This is a genomic window from uncultured Hymenobacter sp. (assembly GCF_964243305.1).
In the GTDB taxonomy this organism is placed as follows: Bacteria; Bacteroidota; Bacteroidia; order Cytophagales; family Hymenobacteraceae; genus Hymenobacter.
The window spans coordinates 12,602-29,815 of the sequence record NZ_CAXTEF010000012.1 but is presented as its reverse complement, the minus strand read 5'-3'; the positions used below and the strand labels follow the sequence as shown (position 1 = coordinate 29,815).

Annotated in this window: 19 protein-coding genes; 7 read left to right on the top strand and 12 right to left on the bottom strand. The window is 59.3% G+C overall.

What is annotated here, in order from left to right; genetic code table 11:
* Positions 1 to 45: 45 nt before the first annotated feature.
* Together gldC and dnaN are read right to left on the bottom strand one after the other, a co-directional pair.
* Positions 46 to 399, bottom strand: coding sequence for a gliding motility protein GldC (gene gldC / locus ACFE70_RS09220; protein ID WP_375417446.1), 354 nt, complete (start codon positions 397 to 399; stop codon positions 46 to 48).
* A 189-nt stretch (positions 400 to 588) separates the two neighbouring features.
* On the bottom strand, positions 589 to 1,713 hold the full coding sequence (gene dnaN, locus ACFE70_RS09215; protein ID WP_375417445.1) for a DNA polymerase III subunit beta: 1,125 nt from the start codon (positions 1,711 to 1,713) through the stop codon (positions 589 to 591).
* 163 nt (positions 1,714 to 1,876) lie between these two features.
* On the opposite strand from dnaN, the gene ACFE70_RS09210 reads away from it, so the two are divergent.
* Both ACFE70_RS09210 and ACFE70_RS09205 read left to right on the top strand, forming a co-directional pair.
* Positions 1,877 to 2,056, top strand: coding sequence for a hypothetical protein (locus ACFE70_RS09210; RefSeq protein WP_375417444.1), 180 nt, complete (start codon positions 1,877 to 1,879; stop codon positions 2,054 to 2,056).
* Positions 2,044 to 2,337, top strand: a complete 294-nt coding sequence (locus tag ACFE70_RS09205; RefSeq protein WP_375417443.1) for a type II toxin-antitoxin system RelE/ParE family toxin — start codon at positions 2,044 to 2,046, stop codon at positions 2,335 to 2,337. The genes ACFE70_RS09210 and ACFE70_RS09205 overlap by 13 nt, the downstream gene beginning before the upstream one ends.
* A gap of 8 nt (positions 2,338 to 2,345) precedes the next feature.
* On the opposite strand, the gene ACFE70_RS09200 is transcribed toward ACFE70_RS09205, so the two are convergent.
* The 5 genes from ACFE70_RS09200 to ACFE70_RS09180 form a co-directional block, all read right to left on the bottom strand.
* Entirely contained in the window at positions 2,346 to 2,792 is a 447-nt protein-coding gene (locus tag ACFE70_RS09200) for a hypothetical protein (protein WP_375417442.1), read from the bottom strand.
* Positions 2,793 to 2,821: 29 nt separating this feature from the next.
* Positions 2,822 to 4,525: a gliding motility-associated ABC transporter substrate-binding protein GldG gene (gldG, locus tag ACFE70_RS09195; protein ID WP_375417441.1), complete on the bottom strand. Its 1,704-nt coding sequence runs from the start codon at positions 4,523 to 4,525 to the stop codon at positions 2,822 to 2,824.
* Between the two features lie 45 nt (positions 4,526 to 4,570).
* The gene (gene gldF, locus ACFE70_RS09190) at positions 4,571 to 5,296 is read right to left on the bottom strand and encodes a gliding motility-associated ABC transporter permease subunit GldF (protein WP_375417440.1); all 726 of its coding nucleotides are present in this window, start codon (positions 5,294 to 5,296) and stop codon (positions 4,571 to 4,573) included.
* 161 nt (positions 5,297 to 5,457) lie between these two features.
* Entirely contained in the window at positions 5,458 to 6,366 is a 909-nt protein-coding gene (gene gldA, locus ACFE70_RS09185) for a gliding motility-associated ABC transporter ATP-binding subunit GldA (RefSeq protein ID WP_375417439.1), read from the bottom strand.
* 101 nt (positions 6,367 to 6,467) lie between these two features.
* Positions 6,468 to 7,163 (bottom strand): SDR family oxidoreductase, encoded by a 696-nt coding sequence (locus tag ACFE70_RS09180; RefSeq protein ID WP_375417438.1) that lies wholly within the window; start codon positions 7,161 to 7,163, stop codon positions 6,468 to 6,470.
* Between the two features lie 34 nt (positions 7,164 to 7,197).
* Between ACFE70_RS09180 and ACFE70_RS09175 the strand changes: the two genes are divergently transcribed.
* Entirely contained in the window at positions 7,198 to 8,013 is an 816-nt protein-coding gene (locus tag ACFE70_RS09175; RefSeq protein ID WP_375417437.1) for a GIN domain-containing protein, read from the top strand.
* Between the two features lie 75 nt (positions 8,014 to 8,088).
* Here the strand turns inward: ACFE70_RS09175 and ACFE70_RS09170 are convergent, their stop codons facing one another.
* The gene (locus ACFE70_RS09170) at positions 8,089 to 8,802 is read right to left on the bottom strand and encodes an SDR family oxidoreductase (RefSeq protein ID WP_375417436.1); all 714 of its coding nucleotides are present in this window, start codon (positions 8,800 to 8,802) and stop codon (positions 8,089 to 8,091) included.
* 122 nt (positions 8,803 to 8,924) lie between these two features.
* Here ACFE70_RS09170 and ACFE70_RS09165 point away from each other — a divergent pair, with 122 nt between their 5' ends.
* Positions 8,925 to 9,656: an MlaE family ABC transporter permease gene (locus ACFE70_RS09165; RefSeq protein WP_375417435.1), complete on the top strand. Its 732-nt coding sequence runs from the start codon at positions 8,925 to 8,927 to the stop codon at positions 9,654 to 9,656.
* Positions 9,657 to 9,764: 108 nt separating this feature from the next.
* A complete protein-coding gene (locus tag ACFE70_RS09160; RefSeq protein WP_375417434.1) occupies positions 9,765 to 10,565 on the top strand; it encodes an ABC transporter ATP-binding protein in 801 nt (266 codons plus the stop codon).
* A 177-nt stretch (positions 10,566 to 10,742) separates the two neighbouring features.
* Here the strand turns inward: ACFE70_RS09160 and ACFE70_RS09155 are convergent, their stop codons facing one another.
* From ACFE70_RS09155 to ACFE70_RS09140, 4 genes are all read right to left on the bottom strand, one after another.
* Positions 10,743 to 11,279 (bottom strand): YfiT family bacillithiol transferase, encoded by a 537-nt coding sequence (locus ACFE70_RS09155; RefSeq protein ID WP_375417433.1) that lies wholly within the window; start codon positions 11,277 to 11,279, stop codon positions 10,743 to 10,745.
* 145 nt (positions 11,280 to 11,424) lie between these two features.
* Positions 11,425 to 12,060 carry a bifunctional nuclease domain-containing protein gene (locus tag ACFE70_RS09150; protein WP_375417432.1) on the bottom strand — a complete coding sequence of 212 codons (636 nt, stop codon included), beginning with the start codon at positions 12,058 to 12,060 and terminating at the stop codon, positions 11,425 to 11,427.
* Between the two features lie 233 nt (positions 12,061 to 12,293).
* Complete coding sequence (locus ACFE70_RS09145) at positions 12,294 to 13,271, bottom strand: electron transfer flavoprotein subunit alpha/FixB family protein (RefSeq protein ID WP_375417431.1); 978 nt, start codon at positions 13,269 to 13,271, stop codon at positions 12,294 to 12,296.
* Between the two features lie 125 nt (positions 13,272 to 13,396).
* Entirely contained in the window at positions 13,397 to 14,134 is a 738-nt protein-coding gene (locus ACFE70_RS09140; RefSeq protein ID WP_375417430.1) for an electron transfer flavoprotein subunit beta/FixA family protein, read from the bottom strand.
* A gap of 76 nt (positions 14,135 to 14,210) precedes the next feature.
* On the opposite strand from ACFE70_RS09140, the gene ACFE70_RS09135 reads away from it, so the two are divergent.
* The gene (locus ACFE70_RS09135) at positions 14,211 to 14,549 is read left to right on the top strand and encodes a tetratricopeptide repeat protein (RefSeq protein ID WP_375417429.1); all 339 of its coding nucleotides are present in this window, start codon (positions 14,211 to 14,213) and stop codon (positions 14,547 to 14,549) included.
* A 181-nt stretch (positions 14,550 to 14,730) separates the two neighbouring features.
* On the top strand, positions 14,731 to 17,211 hold the full coding sequence (locus ACFE70_RS09130) for a M1 family metallopeptidase (RefSeq protein WP_375417428.1): 2,481 nt from the start codon (positions 14,731 to 14,733) through the stop codon (positions 17,209 to 17,211).
* The last annotated feature ends 3 nt before the right edge of the window (positions 17,212 to 17,214 follow it).

The window sequence follows — 17,214 nt, the reverse complement described above, 5'->3', positions numbered from 1 at the left end:
CAACTGCTGAGGGGGCTTTGGCTTTTTGGACGGGGGTAGGGAAACCTATTGCAGCGGCTCGGTGCGCTGCTCGCTTTCCTGCTCATCCAGGTACTCCGAGAGCTGCTTGCAGAGCGCCCGCATCATCTCGGCCATCTTCTTGTCATTGGTCGCCGTGATGATGTTCTCGGCCATCGAGCCGATGTTATCAACGCAAAAGCGTTTCATTTCATCGACGGGCATGTCCTTGGTCCAGAGGTCGATTTTCATCGTGCCCGCCTGCTCCCGGTCCCAGAGGGCAATGTTCATCGCCTTGGCAAAGTGAATATCCGGCCCCGCATCGGTGGCCGACCAACTAATGGCCTCGGGCACTTTCTTATCGTCCAGCGCAATGCTGAACCGTATTTCTGATTTGACCACAGATTAAACGGATTTTAACGGATTAAACGGATTATTTGGGGGCCCGACTCGATGACGAATAATAAAGGCTGGAACAAATCTACCAAGGACCAGCATGGCCTACCAGTGCCTGCCAGAGCGTGCCAGGAATTACCCAGCGCGAGCCCCCAAATAATCCGTTTAATCCGTTAAAATCCGTTTAATCTGTGGTCAAACGTAGTTATTCAGCATCACCGGCATCACCAGCATCAGGATGCTTTCATTCTCATCGGCCACGGTCGGCATGAGCAGGCCGGCGCGGTTGGGCGTGCTCAGCTCCAAGGTGATTTCGTCGGCGTCGATATTATTGAGCATTTCGAGCAGGAAGCGGGCGTTGAAGCCAATCTCCATGTCCTCGCCGTCGTACTGGCAGGCCAGGCGCTCGTTGGCCTCGTTGCTGAAATCTAGGTCTTCGGCCGAAACCGTCAGCTCGGAGCCCGCCAGGCGCAGGCGCACCTGATGCGTGGTTTTGTTGGAATAGATGCTGATGCGGCGCACCGAGCTGAGCAGCTCCTGGCGGTTGATAATGAGCTTGTTAGGGTTGCTGACCGGAATTACGTTCTCGTAGTCGGGGTAGCGCTCATCAATCAGGCGGCACACAAGGCGCATCTGATTAAACGAGAAAAAGGCGTTGCTCTGGTTGAATTCCACTTTCACCGGCGTGGTCTCGCTGGGCAAAGCGCTCTTGAGCAAGTTGAAGGCCTTGCGCGGCACGATGAGGTTGGCCGTTTGGCCGGCGCCCACGTCCTGCCGGCGGTAGCGCAGCAGGCGGTGCCCGTCAGTGGCCACGAATGTTACCTGGTTGTCAGCCAATTGGATAAGTACGCCCGTCATGGCCGGCCGCAGCTCGTCGGTGCTGACGGCAAAAATGGTTTTGTTGATTGCCCGCGCCAGCGACGACGAGGGAATTTCCAGTGGCGCCGAGCCCTTCACGACCGGCACGCGGGGAAAGTCAGTTGCGTTTTCGCCGGCCAGCTTGTAGCGCCCGTTGGCCGAGCCGATTTCGATGGTGTAGGTTTCCTCGTCCAGGGTGAAAGTCACGGGCTGGTCGGGCAGGTTCTTGAGCGTGTCGAGCAGGATGCGGGCCGGGGCGGCAATACGCCCGGCGTCGCGCGCCTCCACGGGCAGTTCGGTTATCATGCTCGTCTCCAGGTCCGAGGCCGTGATGGTGAGCTTGCCGCCCTCAATCTCGAAGAGAAAGTTCTCCAGAATGGGCACCACGGGGTTGTTCGTGACCACGCCATTGATGCTCTGCAGCTGCTTGAGCAAGGCGGAAGACGAGACGATGAACTTCATAAGGGGAGAGTTAAAAGGCGGGTTTTGGGCGGGGTGAGGAAGGTCGGCAAAGATAGGTAGGATGGGCGGGCTTTGGAAAGGATTTTTCGGATACCAGTTCCTGACCGCCGAAGCATCATGTTGCAGCTAACCTGTATATTTAACCAACTAAACCAACCTCGTCATGACTAAGGAAGCAGTCGTAAAGGCAATGAATACCTTGCCCGAAAATTTTGATATAGATGTCCTGATGGACAAGCTCATTTTTATTGAGAAGGTCGAAGAGGGATTTGCCGCTGCTGACCGCGGCGAAATTAAGACGCACGAAGAAGTAAAGGAAATCGTGAAATCATGGCGCAAATAGTCTGGTCAAATCCGGCCATTGAAGATTTGCAACAGTTGCGCGAGTTCTACACCCAGTTCTCAAACGGCTACGCTGACCGGCTTATTGACAAACTAATCGAGCGCGCTGACATCCTGATAAGCTTTCCGCAGAGCGGCCGGATGGCGCCGCAGTTCAACGATGGGCACACACGGGAACTGGTCAGTGGCGACTATAGTATCATCTATCGCATTCCGAACGCGAATACAGTTATCATTTCCCGCATTCAACACAATGCCCGGCCGCTTACCAGGTTAAACTAGTGTTGCCCCTACTTCCGGTATATCACGGGTTTGTTAGGGTACCATGAAAACGAGAACCTATTTAATATATCTTGTCGTCTGAGGTGCTGGTGATAATCGGCTAATACTGCATCTTTCCAGTTAACGGCAACGCTAGGTAAAAAATGCGGCAGATTTTCCCATAGAGCATCGAACAAATTAAAACTTCCATACATACCGTCTACATCATTTACATAAAGTCTTTCACCAGTTATGTATATAATATTTATAAGGTGATGTTCTTCGATTCCCCAATCTCCATCTGCGGATGTAATCCAAGCTTGCACAGTCTGAACGTCGCTCCATTTTAGCAGGGTCTGATGCAAGCGCTTAATTCCTAGTGCATCTATACGAAAAGACGTTTCTGGCACACGGAACGGAAATGATTTCTCCGGCTCACCTTCGCTTTCATAGGAAATAATCCGAGTTTCTGACATCCTTAAGCAGAACTAAGGTATACATTATTTCATGCCCCAAACCGCGCATACCGCCGCTTCCGCCGCCAAGCGCGCACGGCCCCGAACACGGCCAGCAGCAGAAGCGGCGCGCCCAGGTTCAGCAGCTGCCAGCGTTGGCGCTGCTCGGCCAGCTTCACTTTATCCAGGGGGCGCAGCGTGATTTGCTTGCCGCGCACGGCGATGAGGCCGGTTTCATCCAGCAGGTAATCGACGGCGTTGAGCACCAGCTCGCGGTTGGCAAACTCGGTGTTGGCGAGGCGGTCGAAGCCCAGGCGGAAGGGGTTGCCGGTTTTGGGGTCGATTTCGGAGCGGATGAAGTCGCCGTCGGCGATGACGACCACTTTACTAGGCCGGGCGCCGGGTGTCACGTCGGGCTGAAATTGCAGGGTGCCGGGCCGGGCACGGTTGGCAAATACCGATTTAAACTGCCCTTCCAGCAAGTAGGCGACGGGCTGAAACGGCTTGTTGTAGAGCTTGGCGTTGGGCTCCAGGCGGGCGTCGTTGAAGTTAACGGGCACGGGCGCCGGCAACACCCGCGTGTAGCGCGAGGTGAAGAAAAGCGGCGTCTTGCGGATACCCACCGCCTTTACCGTATCGAGGCTGCTGGCAAACTTCAGGTACACCGCATCGAGGTTGCGCGTGATGGGGTGCGGGCTGAAGCGGTTGATGAGGGGGTAGAGCTGCCAGGGCAGCGGCTCAACTTTGGGCTTGTTGCCCTCGGTGCCGGTCACGAGCGGGATGACACCGGAGTTGAGGTCGAGCAGCAGGTTGGGGTTCAGACGCAGACCGTATCTAAACAGCAAATCTTCCAAGTTCAAATTATAGGGCGTGGCCAGCGCGGCGCCATTGCGCGAGACGCTGTCCAAATCGACGCGCAGCGCATCGAGAAAGAACAGCGCCCGGCCGCCCTGCGTGATAAACTGATCGAGCTTAAATTTCTCGGTTTCGGAATAAGCCCCAGTCGGCTTGGCCACGATAATGGCATCGAGCAGCGCGCGCAAGTCCGGCATCTGCGCCAAATTCACGCGGTACACGTCGTAGTTCTGCTGCAAGGCGCCAAGCATGTCGCCGGCTTCGGCGTTGCTCAGCTCGCCGTGGCCCAGCACGACGCCAATGCGCTTGCGGGCACCGGGCGAGAGCTGCCGGATAGTGCTGGCCAGCTCATACTCCAGACCCTCAATGCTTTGATTGAGGCGCACGTCGGCCGGGGCGGCCTGGTTGCCGCGCAGCAGCAGCACGTTTTTCTCCTTGCCATTCACGGCCACGGTGGCCCAGGGAAAAATGATTTTTTCGACCCGCTTGCCGTTTTCAGTGGCGCCTAGATTAGTTGGCTTCAGGCCTTTTTTTAGTAGCGTGCCGTAAAAATTATTGCGCGCTTTTTCAGTCGTGGCGGCACTGGGGTCGATAAATATAAAATTCAGATTCGCGCCGCCATACACCTGAAACTCGGTCAGCGTTTCGCGCACCGCCTGCTGCAAGCGGCGGAATGCAGGCGGGAAGTCGCCGGCCAGGTACACCGTCACCGTCACCGGCTGCTTTAGCTCGCTGAGCAGCGTTTTGGTGGCCGGTGACATCGTGTAGCGCTTTTCCTCCGTTAAGTCGAGCCGGAAAAAGAGCTGCTGTCCGATAAAGTTAAACAGCAGCAAACCGCCGAGCACGGCCGCAAACCGCGCTAAATCGCGCCGCTTGCGCGAGGCGGCGGCAGCGGGCATTAGCGGGTTTGCCGCCGGCGAAGGGGGTAGGGAATTAATTGCCATCTACCAATTTCGGCTGCGCAACACCAGCCGCGTGGCTTGCAAGGCCAGGGCCACGATACTGAAGAAATAAATAATGTCGCGCGAATCAATCAAGCCCTTGCTCAAATCGCGGTAATGCGCCGCGATGCCTAATTGACTCACGTAATAAGCCGGACTGCCTTCCAGCACGGAGGCCAGCGAGTCGAAGCCCGAATACAGCAGAAAACACGCTACCACGGCCAGCAGAAAGGCAATAATCTGGTCACGGGTGCAGGCCGACGCCAGCACGCCCAGCGCCGCAAATACGGCCGCCAGCAGCGTCAAGCCCACGTAAGAGCCGACCGTAGCCGCCGAATCAATATTGCCTTCGGGACTGCCTAGTTTGTAAATCGAAAAATAATAAAGCAGCGTCGGAATTAACGCTAATAAAGCCAGCGCCAAACAAGCCAGGTATTTGCCGCCAATTAGCTGGCTCTCAGTCAGCGGCCGGGTTAATAAAAGCTCCATCGTGCCGGCTTTTTTCTCTTCCGCGAACGTGCGCATGGTGAGCGCCGGAATTAGAAACAGGAATATCCAGGGCGCCAGGTTAAATAAAGTTTGCAGGTCGGCGTAGCCGTAATCCAGCACACTGCTATCGGGAAAAACCCAGGTAAATAAACCGGCCGCGACGAGGAAAACGCCCAGTACCACGTAGGCAATGGGCGAATTCAGGAAGGAATTAAATTCTTTTCTTAGGATGGTTAGCATACTTTAAAATCAGTCATTTTAACCTGTTGGTCATGCTGACGAAGGAAGCATCCTATTACCACGTCACCGCGGAACGGCGCAGTGATTAACAGATTAGTGCTCGTTCAAACATAATAAGATGCTTCGCGGGGCTCAGCATGACATAGGGGGTAGGGAATTAGCTACTTCGTTAACTCTCCAAAAATAGCCTCCAGGCTCTGCTGCTCCTGCCGCAGGCCGAGCAACACCCAGCCTTGCTGCGCGGCCAGCCGCGAAATATCGCCGCGCAAATCGCGGCCGGGGTCGGCGCTGATGCGGTACAAGAAGCCACTTTCCATCCCTACCCCCCGCACGCCGGGCAAAGCCAGCAGCGGCGTGGAGTCAATGGCCGTCTCGAACTCGGCCCGAATCACGGTTTCGCCGGCGGCGCGGGCGGCCAGCTCACTCACCGGCGCGTCGGCCACCAGCCGGCCGCGGCTGATGATGACGGCCCGCGAGCACAAGGCCGTGACTTCGGGCAGAATATGGGTGCTGAAAATCACGGTTTTATCTTCGCCCAGCTCCCGGATGAGCTGCCGGATTTCCTGAATCTGATTCGGGTCGAGGCCAGTGGTGGGCTCATCGAGGATGAGCACGGCGGGGTCGTGGAGCAGCGCCTGCGCCAACCCCACGCGCTGCCGATAGCCTTTGCTGAGGGCGCCGATTTGCTTGTTTTGCTCGCGGCTCAGCCCCACGCGGGCCACCAACTGGCTGACGCGCTGCCGCAGCGCCGGGCCGCGCAGCCCGTGCACGGCCCCGATAAATTCGAGGTACTCGTGCACATACATGTCAAGATAAAGCGGGTTGTGCTCAGGCAGATAGCCCACATTGCGGCGCACGTCCAGCGGGGCCTGCTGCACATCGTGGCCGGCCACGACCACCGTACCCAGGCTCGGCGGCAGGTAGCCGGTCGCAATCTTCATCGTCGTGGACTTGCCCGCGCCGTTCGGTCCCAGAAAGCCCAGGATTTCGCCCTTGCCCACGGCAAACGAAATAGCATCCACGGCGGCCTGCGTGCCAAACAGCTTCGTTAAATTCTGAACTTCTACCACAAAAATATAGTGATTAACGGTTAGTGATTAATGATTGGTATTAGTTGGTCAGTTTATGCTTTAGAAGAAATAATTAATCACTAATCACCAATCGTTAATCACTATTTTTTCGGCTGCAAGGGCCGCATCTCGACGTCAACGACGAGGAAGTTGGGCGGCGTCTCCAACGCGTAGACAATGGCGCTGGCAATGTCCTGGGGCTGCATCATCTGCGCGTTGGCCTCGGTGCCGGGAATGCCGTCGAAGAAGTTGGTTTCGGTTGAGCCAGGATAGAGGCAGCTGACTTTGATGCCGTCGTTGCGCACTTCCTTGAACAGGGACTGCGAAAAGCCTTTGACGGCGAATTTGGTGGCGCAGTAGCCGGCCATCTTCTCGATGCCGGTCTGCCCGGCGATGGACGAGATGTTGACGATGTGGCCCAACTGCTGGCGCTTCATCTGCGGCAGCACGGCCTTGGTGCAGTAGAAGAGGCCGTGCACATTGGTATCGAACATCAGCTGCCAGTCTTCACTGCTAAAACCGTCCACCGGGCCGGCCACGCCCAGGCCGGCGTTGTTGACGAGGCCATGAATTTCCGGCCCCAGCTCGCGCTGCGTGTTGGTAAAAGCTTCCTGCACGGCGTGCTCCTGGCGGACATCACACTCAAAAAACATAAATCGCTCGTGCTCAAGGCCTTCGGGCGCGGTGCGGCCCCAGCCGGCCACCGCCGCGCCGCGGGTTAGCAGGGCTTCGGCCGTGGCCCGCCCGATGCCCTTGCTGACGCCGGTAACGATGATGACTTTGCCGGTAAGCTCCATGAGGCGAACTTTGGGAATGCTTTGGAAGAAGAGGATGACCTTTTTACGGCCGCAAGTTAGCCCCGTTGGACGCCTTGGCCGCGCCGGGTTAGGCCGCGGGTTCAATCCGGCGAGGGGAGTAGGACGGCTGCTGCTAGCGCTGACTGCCGCCCTGAGCGCCTGCGGCTCCGATACCAACTGCCTGACCAGCACCGGCCCCATCCGCACCGAGCGGCGCGAACTGCCCACCGGCCTGCGCAGCGTCTATGCCTCCGACAACGTGGATTTAATTCTGGTGCAGGACACGGTGAGTGCGCCCTACATGGAGGTGCGGGCCGGTAAAAACCTGCTCAGCAGCCTCGAAACCCGCGTCGAGGGCGACCAGCTGACGCTGACCAACAACGCCCGCTGCAACTGGGCCCGCACCTACGACTCGCCCCGCGAGGTGCGTTTGCACGTGCCTCACATCGAGAATGTGTTTCTGCGCGGCTCCGGCAACATCAGCACCGCCGGCCAGTTTCGGCAGAAAGCCATCTTCTTTCACCTGCAAAGCGCCGGCGACATGGACCTTGACATTCAGAGCGACTATCTCTGGATTGATTTGTATGAGCTGGGCGACGTGCGCGTGCAAGGCCAGACGCGCGAGCTGAACCTGACCGTGGACGGCAACGGCCGCTTCTTCGGGCAAAACCTGCGCGCCCGGCAGTGCTACTTCACCACCACCCGCGGCGGCAACGGCGACGCCCACGTGCTGGCCACCGAAGCGCTGGGCGGCACCATCGCCGGCAACGGCACCGTCTACTACGCCGGCAACCCCGCTTACCTCGACCTGCGCCTCACCGGCCCTGGCCAGGCCCAGCGCGTCCCGTAACAGACGCCTGCGGCTCAATGAAGAATGAGGAATTATATGGCCGATAATTCCTCATTCTTCATTGAGCCGCAGGCGTCAGAGCACGTCGCCGAGCTGGGGCCGGATGATAATTTCCTCGACCACCGCCTGGGGCGAGAGCGCAAAGGCCGAGAACACGGCTTCGGCTACATCTTCGGGCTTGATGAAGCGAGAGGGGGGTAGGGAAGCGGCCTCCCAGCTGGCGGTGAGCGTAGCGCCGGGCAGCACCGCCGTCACGCGCAAGCCGCTGCTTTTTAGCTCTTCGCGCAGGGTCTTGGTGAAGCCGTAGAGGGCAAACTTGGCGATGCCGTAGGAGCCGCCGTTGGGGTAGGCCATGAGGCTGGCCGTGGAGCAGATGGTGAAGATGTGGCCCCTGCCCTGCGCCAGCAGGGCCGGCAGCAGGGCCTGATTGAGGTCATAGGCGCTGAGCAGGTTCACGGCCAGCAGCTGGCGCAGCTGCGAGCCGTCGGCGGGCTCGTCCTGGAGGCGGCCGGGGAGGAAGGCGCCGGTGTTGTGCACCACGGCGGCCAGCGGCCGGCCCAACCCCAGCACAAACTGGGCAAAGCGGCGGCAGTCGGCGGGCTGGCTCAGGTCGGTGGGCAGCACGTGCAGCGGCGCGGCGCCCATTGCCGCCTGCAGGGCCTGCAAATCGGCGGCCGAGCGGGCGCAGGTGGCGACTGCATAGCCGACGCCGAGAAAGCGGGCGACCAGGGCCCGCCCAATGCCTTTGCTGCCGCCAGTGATGACGACGAGTTGCGAAGAAGAATCCACGAGTTGCGGGTTAGTCAGTTACGCCCCTTTTTACGTAAGCAAACGCAATCACAGCCGGGCCTGATTTGCGGCCACCGGCGCGGCTCCCACTTCTCTCCGTTCCCTCCCCTGCCTCCGGCTTTATGCTCAAAATCTTCGGCAACTTTATCCTCTTCATCCAAAGCATGATCACCCGCACCGAGCGGTTTTCCGTGCTCTGGAAGCGCTTCATCGACGAGGCCATTCTTATTGGCGTCGATTCCATCTTTATTGTAGGCATTGTCTCGGCCTTCATCGGCGCCGTAACCTGCATTCAGATTGCCTATAACCTCGTCAACCCGCTCATTCCCAAGTCAACCATCGGCTACATGGTGCGCGAGATGACGATTCTGGAGCTGGCCCCGACTATTACCAGCATCGTGCTGGCGGGCAAGGTCGGCTCCAGCATCGCCGGCGGCCTGGGCACGATGCGCATCACCGAGCAAGTGTCGGCCCTGGAAGTAATGGGCATCAACTCAGCCTCGTACCTGGTCTTGCCGCGCATTCTGGCGTCGATGTTCATGTTTCCGCTGCTCGTGATTCTGGCGATGGCACTCTCCATCTTGGGCGGCTACCTGGCCGGCACGCTCTCGGGCGTGTTGGCGGCGCAGGACTACATCGAAGGCATCCGCACCGACTTTATTCCCTACAACGTTACTTTCGCCCTCATCAAGGCGGTGGTGTTTGCCTTCCTGGTTTCCGCCATTTCGGCTTATAAAGGGTACTTCACCGAAGGCGGCGCCCTCGAAGTGGGCGGCGCCAGCACGGCCGCCGTCACCAATTCCATCATCGCCATTCTGCTGGCCGACTACGCGCTGGCAGCCATACTTTTGTAGACTTAGTTGTCGGTTGACAGTTGTTAGTTGTCAGATTGAGCTAACAATTGCTAATGAGATTTACGAACTCGGCTCTAACAACTAGCAAAGACTAACTGACAACGGAAAATGATTGAAGTATCTAACATTCAGAAAGCCTTTAACGGCAATCCCGTGCTGCGGGGCGTGACTTGCACCTTTGAGACCGGCAAGTGCAACCTGGTGCTCGGCGGCTCTGGCACCGGCAAAAGCGTGCTTTTGCAGTGCATCGTGGGGCTGATGAAGCCAGACATTGGCTCCATCACCTTCGACGGCACGGTTTTCACGAATAACAAGGTGGGTATTCGTCAGGAAATCCGGCGCAAAATCGGGATGCTGTTTCAGGGCTCGGCCTTGTTTGATTCGCTCACGGTGGCCGAAAACGTGGAGTTTCCGCTCAAGATGCTGACCTCGGAGATGGCCGCCGATGAGCGCCGCGACCGGGTCGAGTTCTGCCTCAAGCGCGTGGGACTTGAAAACGCCGGCGCCAAGATGCCCTCCGAGATTTCGGGTGGCATGAAAAAACGCGTCGGCATTGCCCGCGCCATCGCCCCGAACTGTACCTACCTGTTCTGCGACGAACCCAACTCCGGCCTTGACCCGGCCACGAGCATCAAAATTGACGAGCTGATTCACGAAATCACTCATGAGTACGGCATCACCACCGTCATCATCACCCACGACATGAACTCGGTGATTGAAATCGGCGAGCACATCATCTTTCTGCACAAGGGCGAGAAGCTTTGGGACGGCACCAAAGATGAAATCCTGAACGCGCAAGTGCCGGAGCTGAAAGAGTTTATCTTCAGCAGCAGCCTGGTGCGGGCCGCCAAACGCGTGGACGATGAGGGCGGCCTGACCGCCATCACCGAGTCGGACTATAAGGAGTAAACCGCCACCTGAATCGCAGATGGTGCCGATTAACCGAGCTGACGCTGATGCGAATTAGCGTTGATTCAAAATCAGGGGGGTAGGAACTTTGGCTTCCTACCCCCTCCTTTCAAAGCAAAGCGGCCCTACCTCCATCAGGAAGTTGGGCCGCTTTGCTTTGAAAGGAGGGGGTAGGGATTAGGCGGTGGCCGGCAGCAACAGGTGCAGGTGCGCCAGGTGGTGCCGGCCGTGCCAGGCGTATAGCACGGTGGCTTGGTCGAGGGTGAAGGCGCGCTTCGTCTCGGGATGATAGAACGGGCGCTGCCACTGCGCCGCGCTCAGATGGTGCAGCAGCGTGACCCAGCGCGAATGCAAGGCCGTGAGCAAGTCCAGCGATACGGTGATGGGCGTGGCGGCCATGTCGGGCAGCTCAGCCCAGGCGGCCTCGTCGTAGGGCCGGATGGTAGGGTTGTCCTCGGTCAGGGCCAGCTTGTAGCGGGTGTAGCTGTTCAGGTGCGAGTCGGCCAGGTGATGAATGACCTGGCGGCCACTCCAGCCGCCAGGGCGGTAGGGGTCTTGCAGCCGGACGCCACCAATCTGTCGGGCTACGGCGAGCACCTGCGCGGGCAAACCGGCAATCTGCTGCACGTAGCCGGCGCGCCCGGCCGGGCTGAGCGGGGCGGTCGGCAGCTCGCAGTGGCCGATAGGGTAGCTGAGCGCTTCGTTAGTGGTCATCGGGTTCATAAGGCATTCATAAGGCAAAGAAAACCAAAAACGCTGCTTCCAGCCAGGAAGCAGCGTTTTGTTCTTATTACTAACCACCTGTTATCCTACTTGCCTGAACAATCTGCAGAATCCACCCAATCTGCCCCAGCTGCGCTTAAGGGTTGCGCTTGTTCAGCTCGTCGCGAATTTTGGCGGCTTTCTCGTAGTCCTCTTTCTCCAGGGCCTGCGTGAGCATTTTGGTTAATTCCTCGAACGACACTTGGCCGCTGGGGTCGCGGGCTTCCGGCGTCTTGCTGGGCCGGCTGCGGGTGCCGGCGTCATCGTCTTCATCCTCGTCTTCGTCGTCCTCATCATCGGCTTCGGTGTCGCTCTCGTCGAGGTCGGAAAGGATGATGCCGGCTTCGCTGAGCACGCTTTCCACGGTGAAGATGGGCACGCCGAAGCGCAGGCCGATGGCAATGGCGTCGGAGGGCCGGGCGTCGATATCGAAGGTGGCGGCGCCATCCGAGCACACGATGCGCGAGTAGAACACGCCCTCCTTGAGGTCGGAGATGACGACTTCCAGGATGACGACGTGCACGTGCTCGGCGAAGGACTTGAACAAGTCGTGGGTTAGGGGCCGGTTGGGGCTGATTTTCTCAATTTGAATGGCAATGCTCTGCGCCTCAAACATGCCGATAATGATGGGCAGGCGGCGGTTGCCATTTTTCTCGCCCAAAATCAGGGCAAACGAGCCAGACTGCGACTGGCTCGAAGAGAGGCCAAGAATTTCGAGCTGAATTTTTTTCACAGGTTACGAAAGGAATAGGTCAGCGAATAGCAGCCGGGGCGCGGGAGCGCAAGTACGGCAACGGTACGCGAATTTTAGAACAAAGTAGGGCAATTAAGTTAAGAAAGAACGTCATATTGAGCCCCGCGAAGCATCTGGCCCGCTGACTAATCATTGACCAGCAACGATTGAATTAGTGACGGGCGAGATGCTTCGCGGGGCGCAGCATGACGTTCTTTCTTGCAGCCTTCGGCTTAGCCCAGCTCCTTGACGGCCTGGGTCAGCTTGGGCAGCACCTCAAACACGTCACCCACGATGCCATAGTCGGCGGCTTTGAAGAAGGGCGCTTCGGGGTCTTTGTTGATGACCACAATCACCTTCGAGCTATTGACGCCGGCCAGGTGCTGGATGGCGCCCGAAATGCCGCAGGCAATGTAAAGGTTGGGCGAGACGGTGATGCCGGTCTGGCCCACGTGCTCGTGGTGGGGCCGCCAGTCCACGTCCGAGACGGGCTTGGAGCAGGCCGTGGCCGCGCCGAGAGCTTTGGCGAGGTCCTCAATCAGGCTCCAGTTTTCGGGGCCTTTCATGCCGCGCCCACCGGAGACCACGAGCGACGCCTCGGGCAGCAGCACGCCGCCGGCCTGCTCCTGCATCACCACCTGCTGGGGGGCATCGGCAAAGTCGGCCTCCGTCAGCTGGGCCTGAAAGGCGACGACCTCGGCGGTTTTACCGGCTTCGTGAGCAGGCTCCAGCGAGTTTTTCTTGACGGCGATGATTTTGCGCTCCCCGCTCAGGGTCACGTCGGAGAAAGCTTTGCCGGAATAGGCGCCGCGCTTGACGGTGAAGCTGCCGCCATTAATTTTGGGCAATTCGACCACGTTGGTGGCTAGGCTGGCGCTGAGCCGCACCGACAGGCGCGAGCCCACAGCGGTGCCCACGTTGGAATTGGCCACCACAATCACCTGGGCCTGCTCCTGCCCGGCCGCCGCCGCGATGAGCTTGGTGTAGGCATTGTTGGCAAAGTTCTTCAGGCGCGGCTCTTTATCATAGAGCACCTTGCTGATGCCCTGCTCGCCGAGCTGGGCCAGGTTGGCGTCGGTGGCCTCGCCTACGGCGACGGCCGTGGCCGTGGTGCCGAGCATGGCGGCGACCTGCGCGCCGTAAGAAGCTACTTCGAGCGAAGACTTCTTGACTTCGCCATTATCGCATTCAACTATTACTAATACGGACATGATTTTCTGTTTTGTCATCCTGAGCTTGCGAAGGACCTTATCACGTTCGCGCCAGAAAGAGGGGTAGGGATTCTGACGAAAGCAGCCGTGATAAGATGCTTCCTTCGTCAGCATGACAGACGTTATTAAATCACTTTGGCTTCGTTGCGCAAGAGCTTAATCAGCTCGCCGGCGCTTTCGGCGGGGATGAGCCGGACGCCCTGCTTCTTGGGGGGTAGAGCGTATTCCGATACCTGGGTGCGGGCGGGCTCGCCGACCGGCGGCACCACTTTTAGAGGCTTGGTGCGGGCCGTCATGATGCCGCGCATGTTGGGGATGCGGGGCTGGCACATGGGCTCCTGGCACGACACCACGAAGGGCGTATTAACGCTAATGATTTCCAGGCCGCCCTCGATTTCGCGCTCCAGCGTGGCGCTGGGGCCGCTCATGTCGAGCTTGCGGGCCGGAGCGATGGTCGGCACGCCGAGCAGCTCGCCTACCATGCCGTGCACCTGAAAGCCGTTGTAGTCAATGCTCTCCTTACCCATCAGAATCACGTCGTAGGCGCCTTCCTGGGCGATGGCGGCAATCTGCTCGGCCACGAAAAAGGCGTCCTGCGGGAAGGCGTTGACGCGGATGGCATCGTCGGCGCCGATGGCCAGGGCCTTGCGGATGTTGGGCTCGGTGTCGGCCTCGCCCACGTTGAGCACCGTCACGGTGCCGCCCAGGGTTTCTTTCAGCTCGATGGCGCGGGTCAGGGCGTACTCGTCCCAGGGGTTAATCACGAACTGCACCCCGGCTTTGTTGAACTCCTTGTTGTCGGGGGTGAAGCTAATCTTGGTGGTCGTGTCGGGCACGTTGCTGATGCAGACCAGAAATTTCATCGAAAGCAGCTAAAATGAGAAGATACGGCGATTTTAACCGAATTTTGAGGCAAAGATAGCCTAAATCCCTACCCCTATGTCGCCCGCTCCTATCCGTCTACAGCAGCTGCTGGATTTCTACGAAGCCGACCCGAACGATGCCTTTATCATCTACGCGCTGGCGACGGAATACCGGGAAAACGAGCCCGACCGGGCCTGGGACTACTACCAGAAGCTGCTGCAAGAGCACCCCGACTACGTGGGCACCTACTACCACGCCGGCAAGCTGCTGGAGCAGTTTGGTAAGCCTGACGAGGCCGAAAAAGTTTACCGCGAGGGCCTGAAAGTGAGCCGCCGCGCCGGGCAGCTGCACGCGGCCAGTGAGTTGCAGCAGGCCCTCAGCAAGTGCCTGGGCCTGGACTACGAAGACGAATAGCGCCTCGTAGCGCGGACTTGGTAGTCCGCGAGCCATACCACTAAAGTCGTTCGCTCGCGGACCACCAAGTCCGCGCTCCTTCCCTACCCCCCTGCCTACGCTGCAACGCCCCATTCATCGGCCCGACTTTAGCCGCCCGGCCGCCCGACTTCATCATTTCACTACCCCCCTCCCTTTTTTCATGCGCAACACCTTTCTCCTGAGCCTCGGCCTGCTGCTGGCTGCCCCCGCGCCCGCCCAAACCGCTGGCGGGGTGGCCCCTACCCCCCCCGAAACGCCCTACCGCGCCGCCGCGACCAAAATCAACGACCTGGTCCACACCAAGCTCGACGTAAGCTTCGACTACGCCAAGCGCTATCTCAACGGCGCGGCGCGGCTCACGCTCCGGCCCCACGGCTACGCCACCGACTCGCTGCGGCTCGATGCCAAGGGCATGGACATCAAATCGGTTGCGCTCGTAGAGGGGGGTAGGGAAACCCCGCTCAAGTACGACTACTCGGATAAGCTGAACCTGCGCGTCAACCTGGGCCGCCGCTTCAAGGCCGGCGAGGAGTACACCGTGGCCATTGCCTACACGGCCAAGCCGGATGAGCTGAAAGCCAAAGGCAGCGCCGCCATCAGCGACGCCAAAGGGCTGTACTTTATCAACCCCGACAGCACCGAGCCCAGCAAGCCCCGCCAAATCTGGACCCAGGGCGAGACCGAAGCTTCGTCGGCCTGGTTTCCAACCATTGATAGGCCGAATCAAAAGACCACTTCTGAGATTTCGATGACCGTGCCCAGCAAGTATGTTACGCTCAGCAACGGCGCGCTCGTGAGCCAAAAGCCCGCCGGCCCCGGCCTGCGCACCGACACCTGGAAGATGGACTTGCCCCACGCGCCCTACCTGTTCATGATGGCCGTCGGCGACTTCAAAATCTATAAGGACACCTGGCGCGGCAAGGAAGTGAGCTACTACCTGGAGCCCAAGTACGCGCCCTACGCGAAGCAGATTTTCGGCAACACGCCCGACATGCTGGAGTTTTTCTCCACCCGCCTCGGCGTCGAATATCCGTGGAACAAGTACAGCCAGATTGTGGCCCGCGACTACGTGAGCGGCGCGATGGAAAACACCACCGCCACGCTGCACGGCGAGTTCGTGCAGATGACCGACCGCGAGCTGCTCGATAGGCCCTACACCAACGAGTCCGTCATTGCCCACGAGCTGTTTCACCAGTGGTTTGGCGACTACGTGACGGCCGAGAGCTGGTCGAACATCACCGTCAACGAGAGCTTTGCGGACTTCTCGGAAGGGCTTTACGCCGAGCACAAGTACGGCCGCGACGCCGGTGACCTGCACCAATCATATAACCTGCGCCGGTACCTGGCCAGCCCCTCGGATGCCGCCAAGCAGCTCGTGCGCTTCCACTACGAGGACAAGGAGGAAGTTTTCGACCTGGTGAGCTACCAGAAGGGCGGGGCCATCCTCAATATGCTGCGCACCTACCTCGGCGATGATGTTTTCTTCGGTGGCCTGCAGAAATACCTCACCGACAACAAGTTCGGCAACGGCGAAGCCCAGCAGCTGCGCCTGGCCCTGGAAGCGGTGTCGGGCCAGGATTTGAACTGGTTTTTCAATCAGTGGTACTACGGCACGGGCCACCCGGTCGTGACCATAGCCTACGCCTACGACGCGGGCCAGAAGGTGCAGCGCGTGACCCTCAAGCAAACCCAGCCGGGCCAGGTTTTCCAGCTGCCGCTGGCCATTGACCTCTACGTGAACGGCAAGGTGCAGCGCCAGCAGGTGATGATGCGCGAAGCCAGCGAAACCTTCAGCTTCCCGGTTGCGGCGAAGCCTGATTTGGTGAACATGGACGCCAACAAGACGATGGTGTGGCAGAAGACCGACAACAAGTCCATCGGCGAGTACGCTTTTCAGTACAAGAACGCGCCGCTGTACGTGGACCGGCGCGAGGCGCTGGTGGCGGCCGGCGCCCAGCCCGACGATAAGGCCGCCCGCGCGCTGTCGGTGAGCGGCCTCAACGACAAGTTCTACGGCCTGCGCCAGGGCGCCCTGCAGTATATGAAGCTCGACAATGCGGCCGTGAAAAAAGCCGCCCTGCCCGCCATCCGCAAGCTCGCCACTGCCGATAAGAGCTACGCTGTGCAGGCCGAGGCGTTGCGCACGCTGGGCCAGGCCAAGGACAAGCAGGACGAAAAGCTGTTTCGCCGGCAGCTCAGCAGCCAGTCGTATGCCGTGCAGGGGGCAGCCCTGGCGGGCCTGGCCACCGTGAGCCCCGCCGCGGCCCTGGCCGAAGCTAAAAAGCTGGAAAGCAGCGACAACGACAACATCGTGCAGGCCGTCTCCGACGTGTATGCGACGGCCGGCGGCCTGGCTGAATGGCCCAGGGTGCGCGACAAGTTCCAGGCGGCTAGCCCGCAGAATAAGTTCGGGATGCTGCAAAGCATGGTGGCCATGATGAGCCGCATCGACGACGTGCCGGCCTTCACTGAGGGCGTGGGCCTGATGCGCGACCTGAACGTCAAGTACAAAGCGCAGATTGGGCTCAAGATGATGCCCGCTTTTGAAGGCCTTAAGCAGGCCAAGGCCGGCACCGCCAATGCCGCTACGTTTCAGCAAGTCGTAGACCAGGCCGTGGCCCAGGTTGAGGCGGCCAAATAGCCG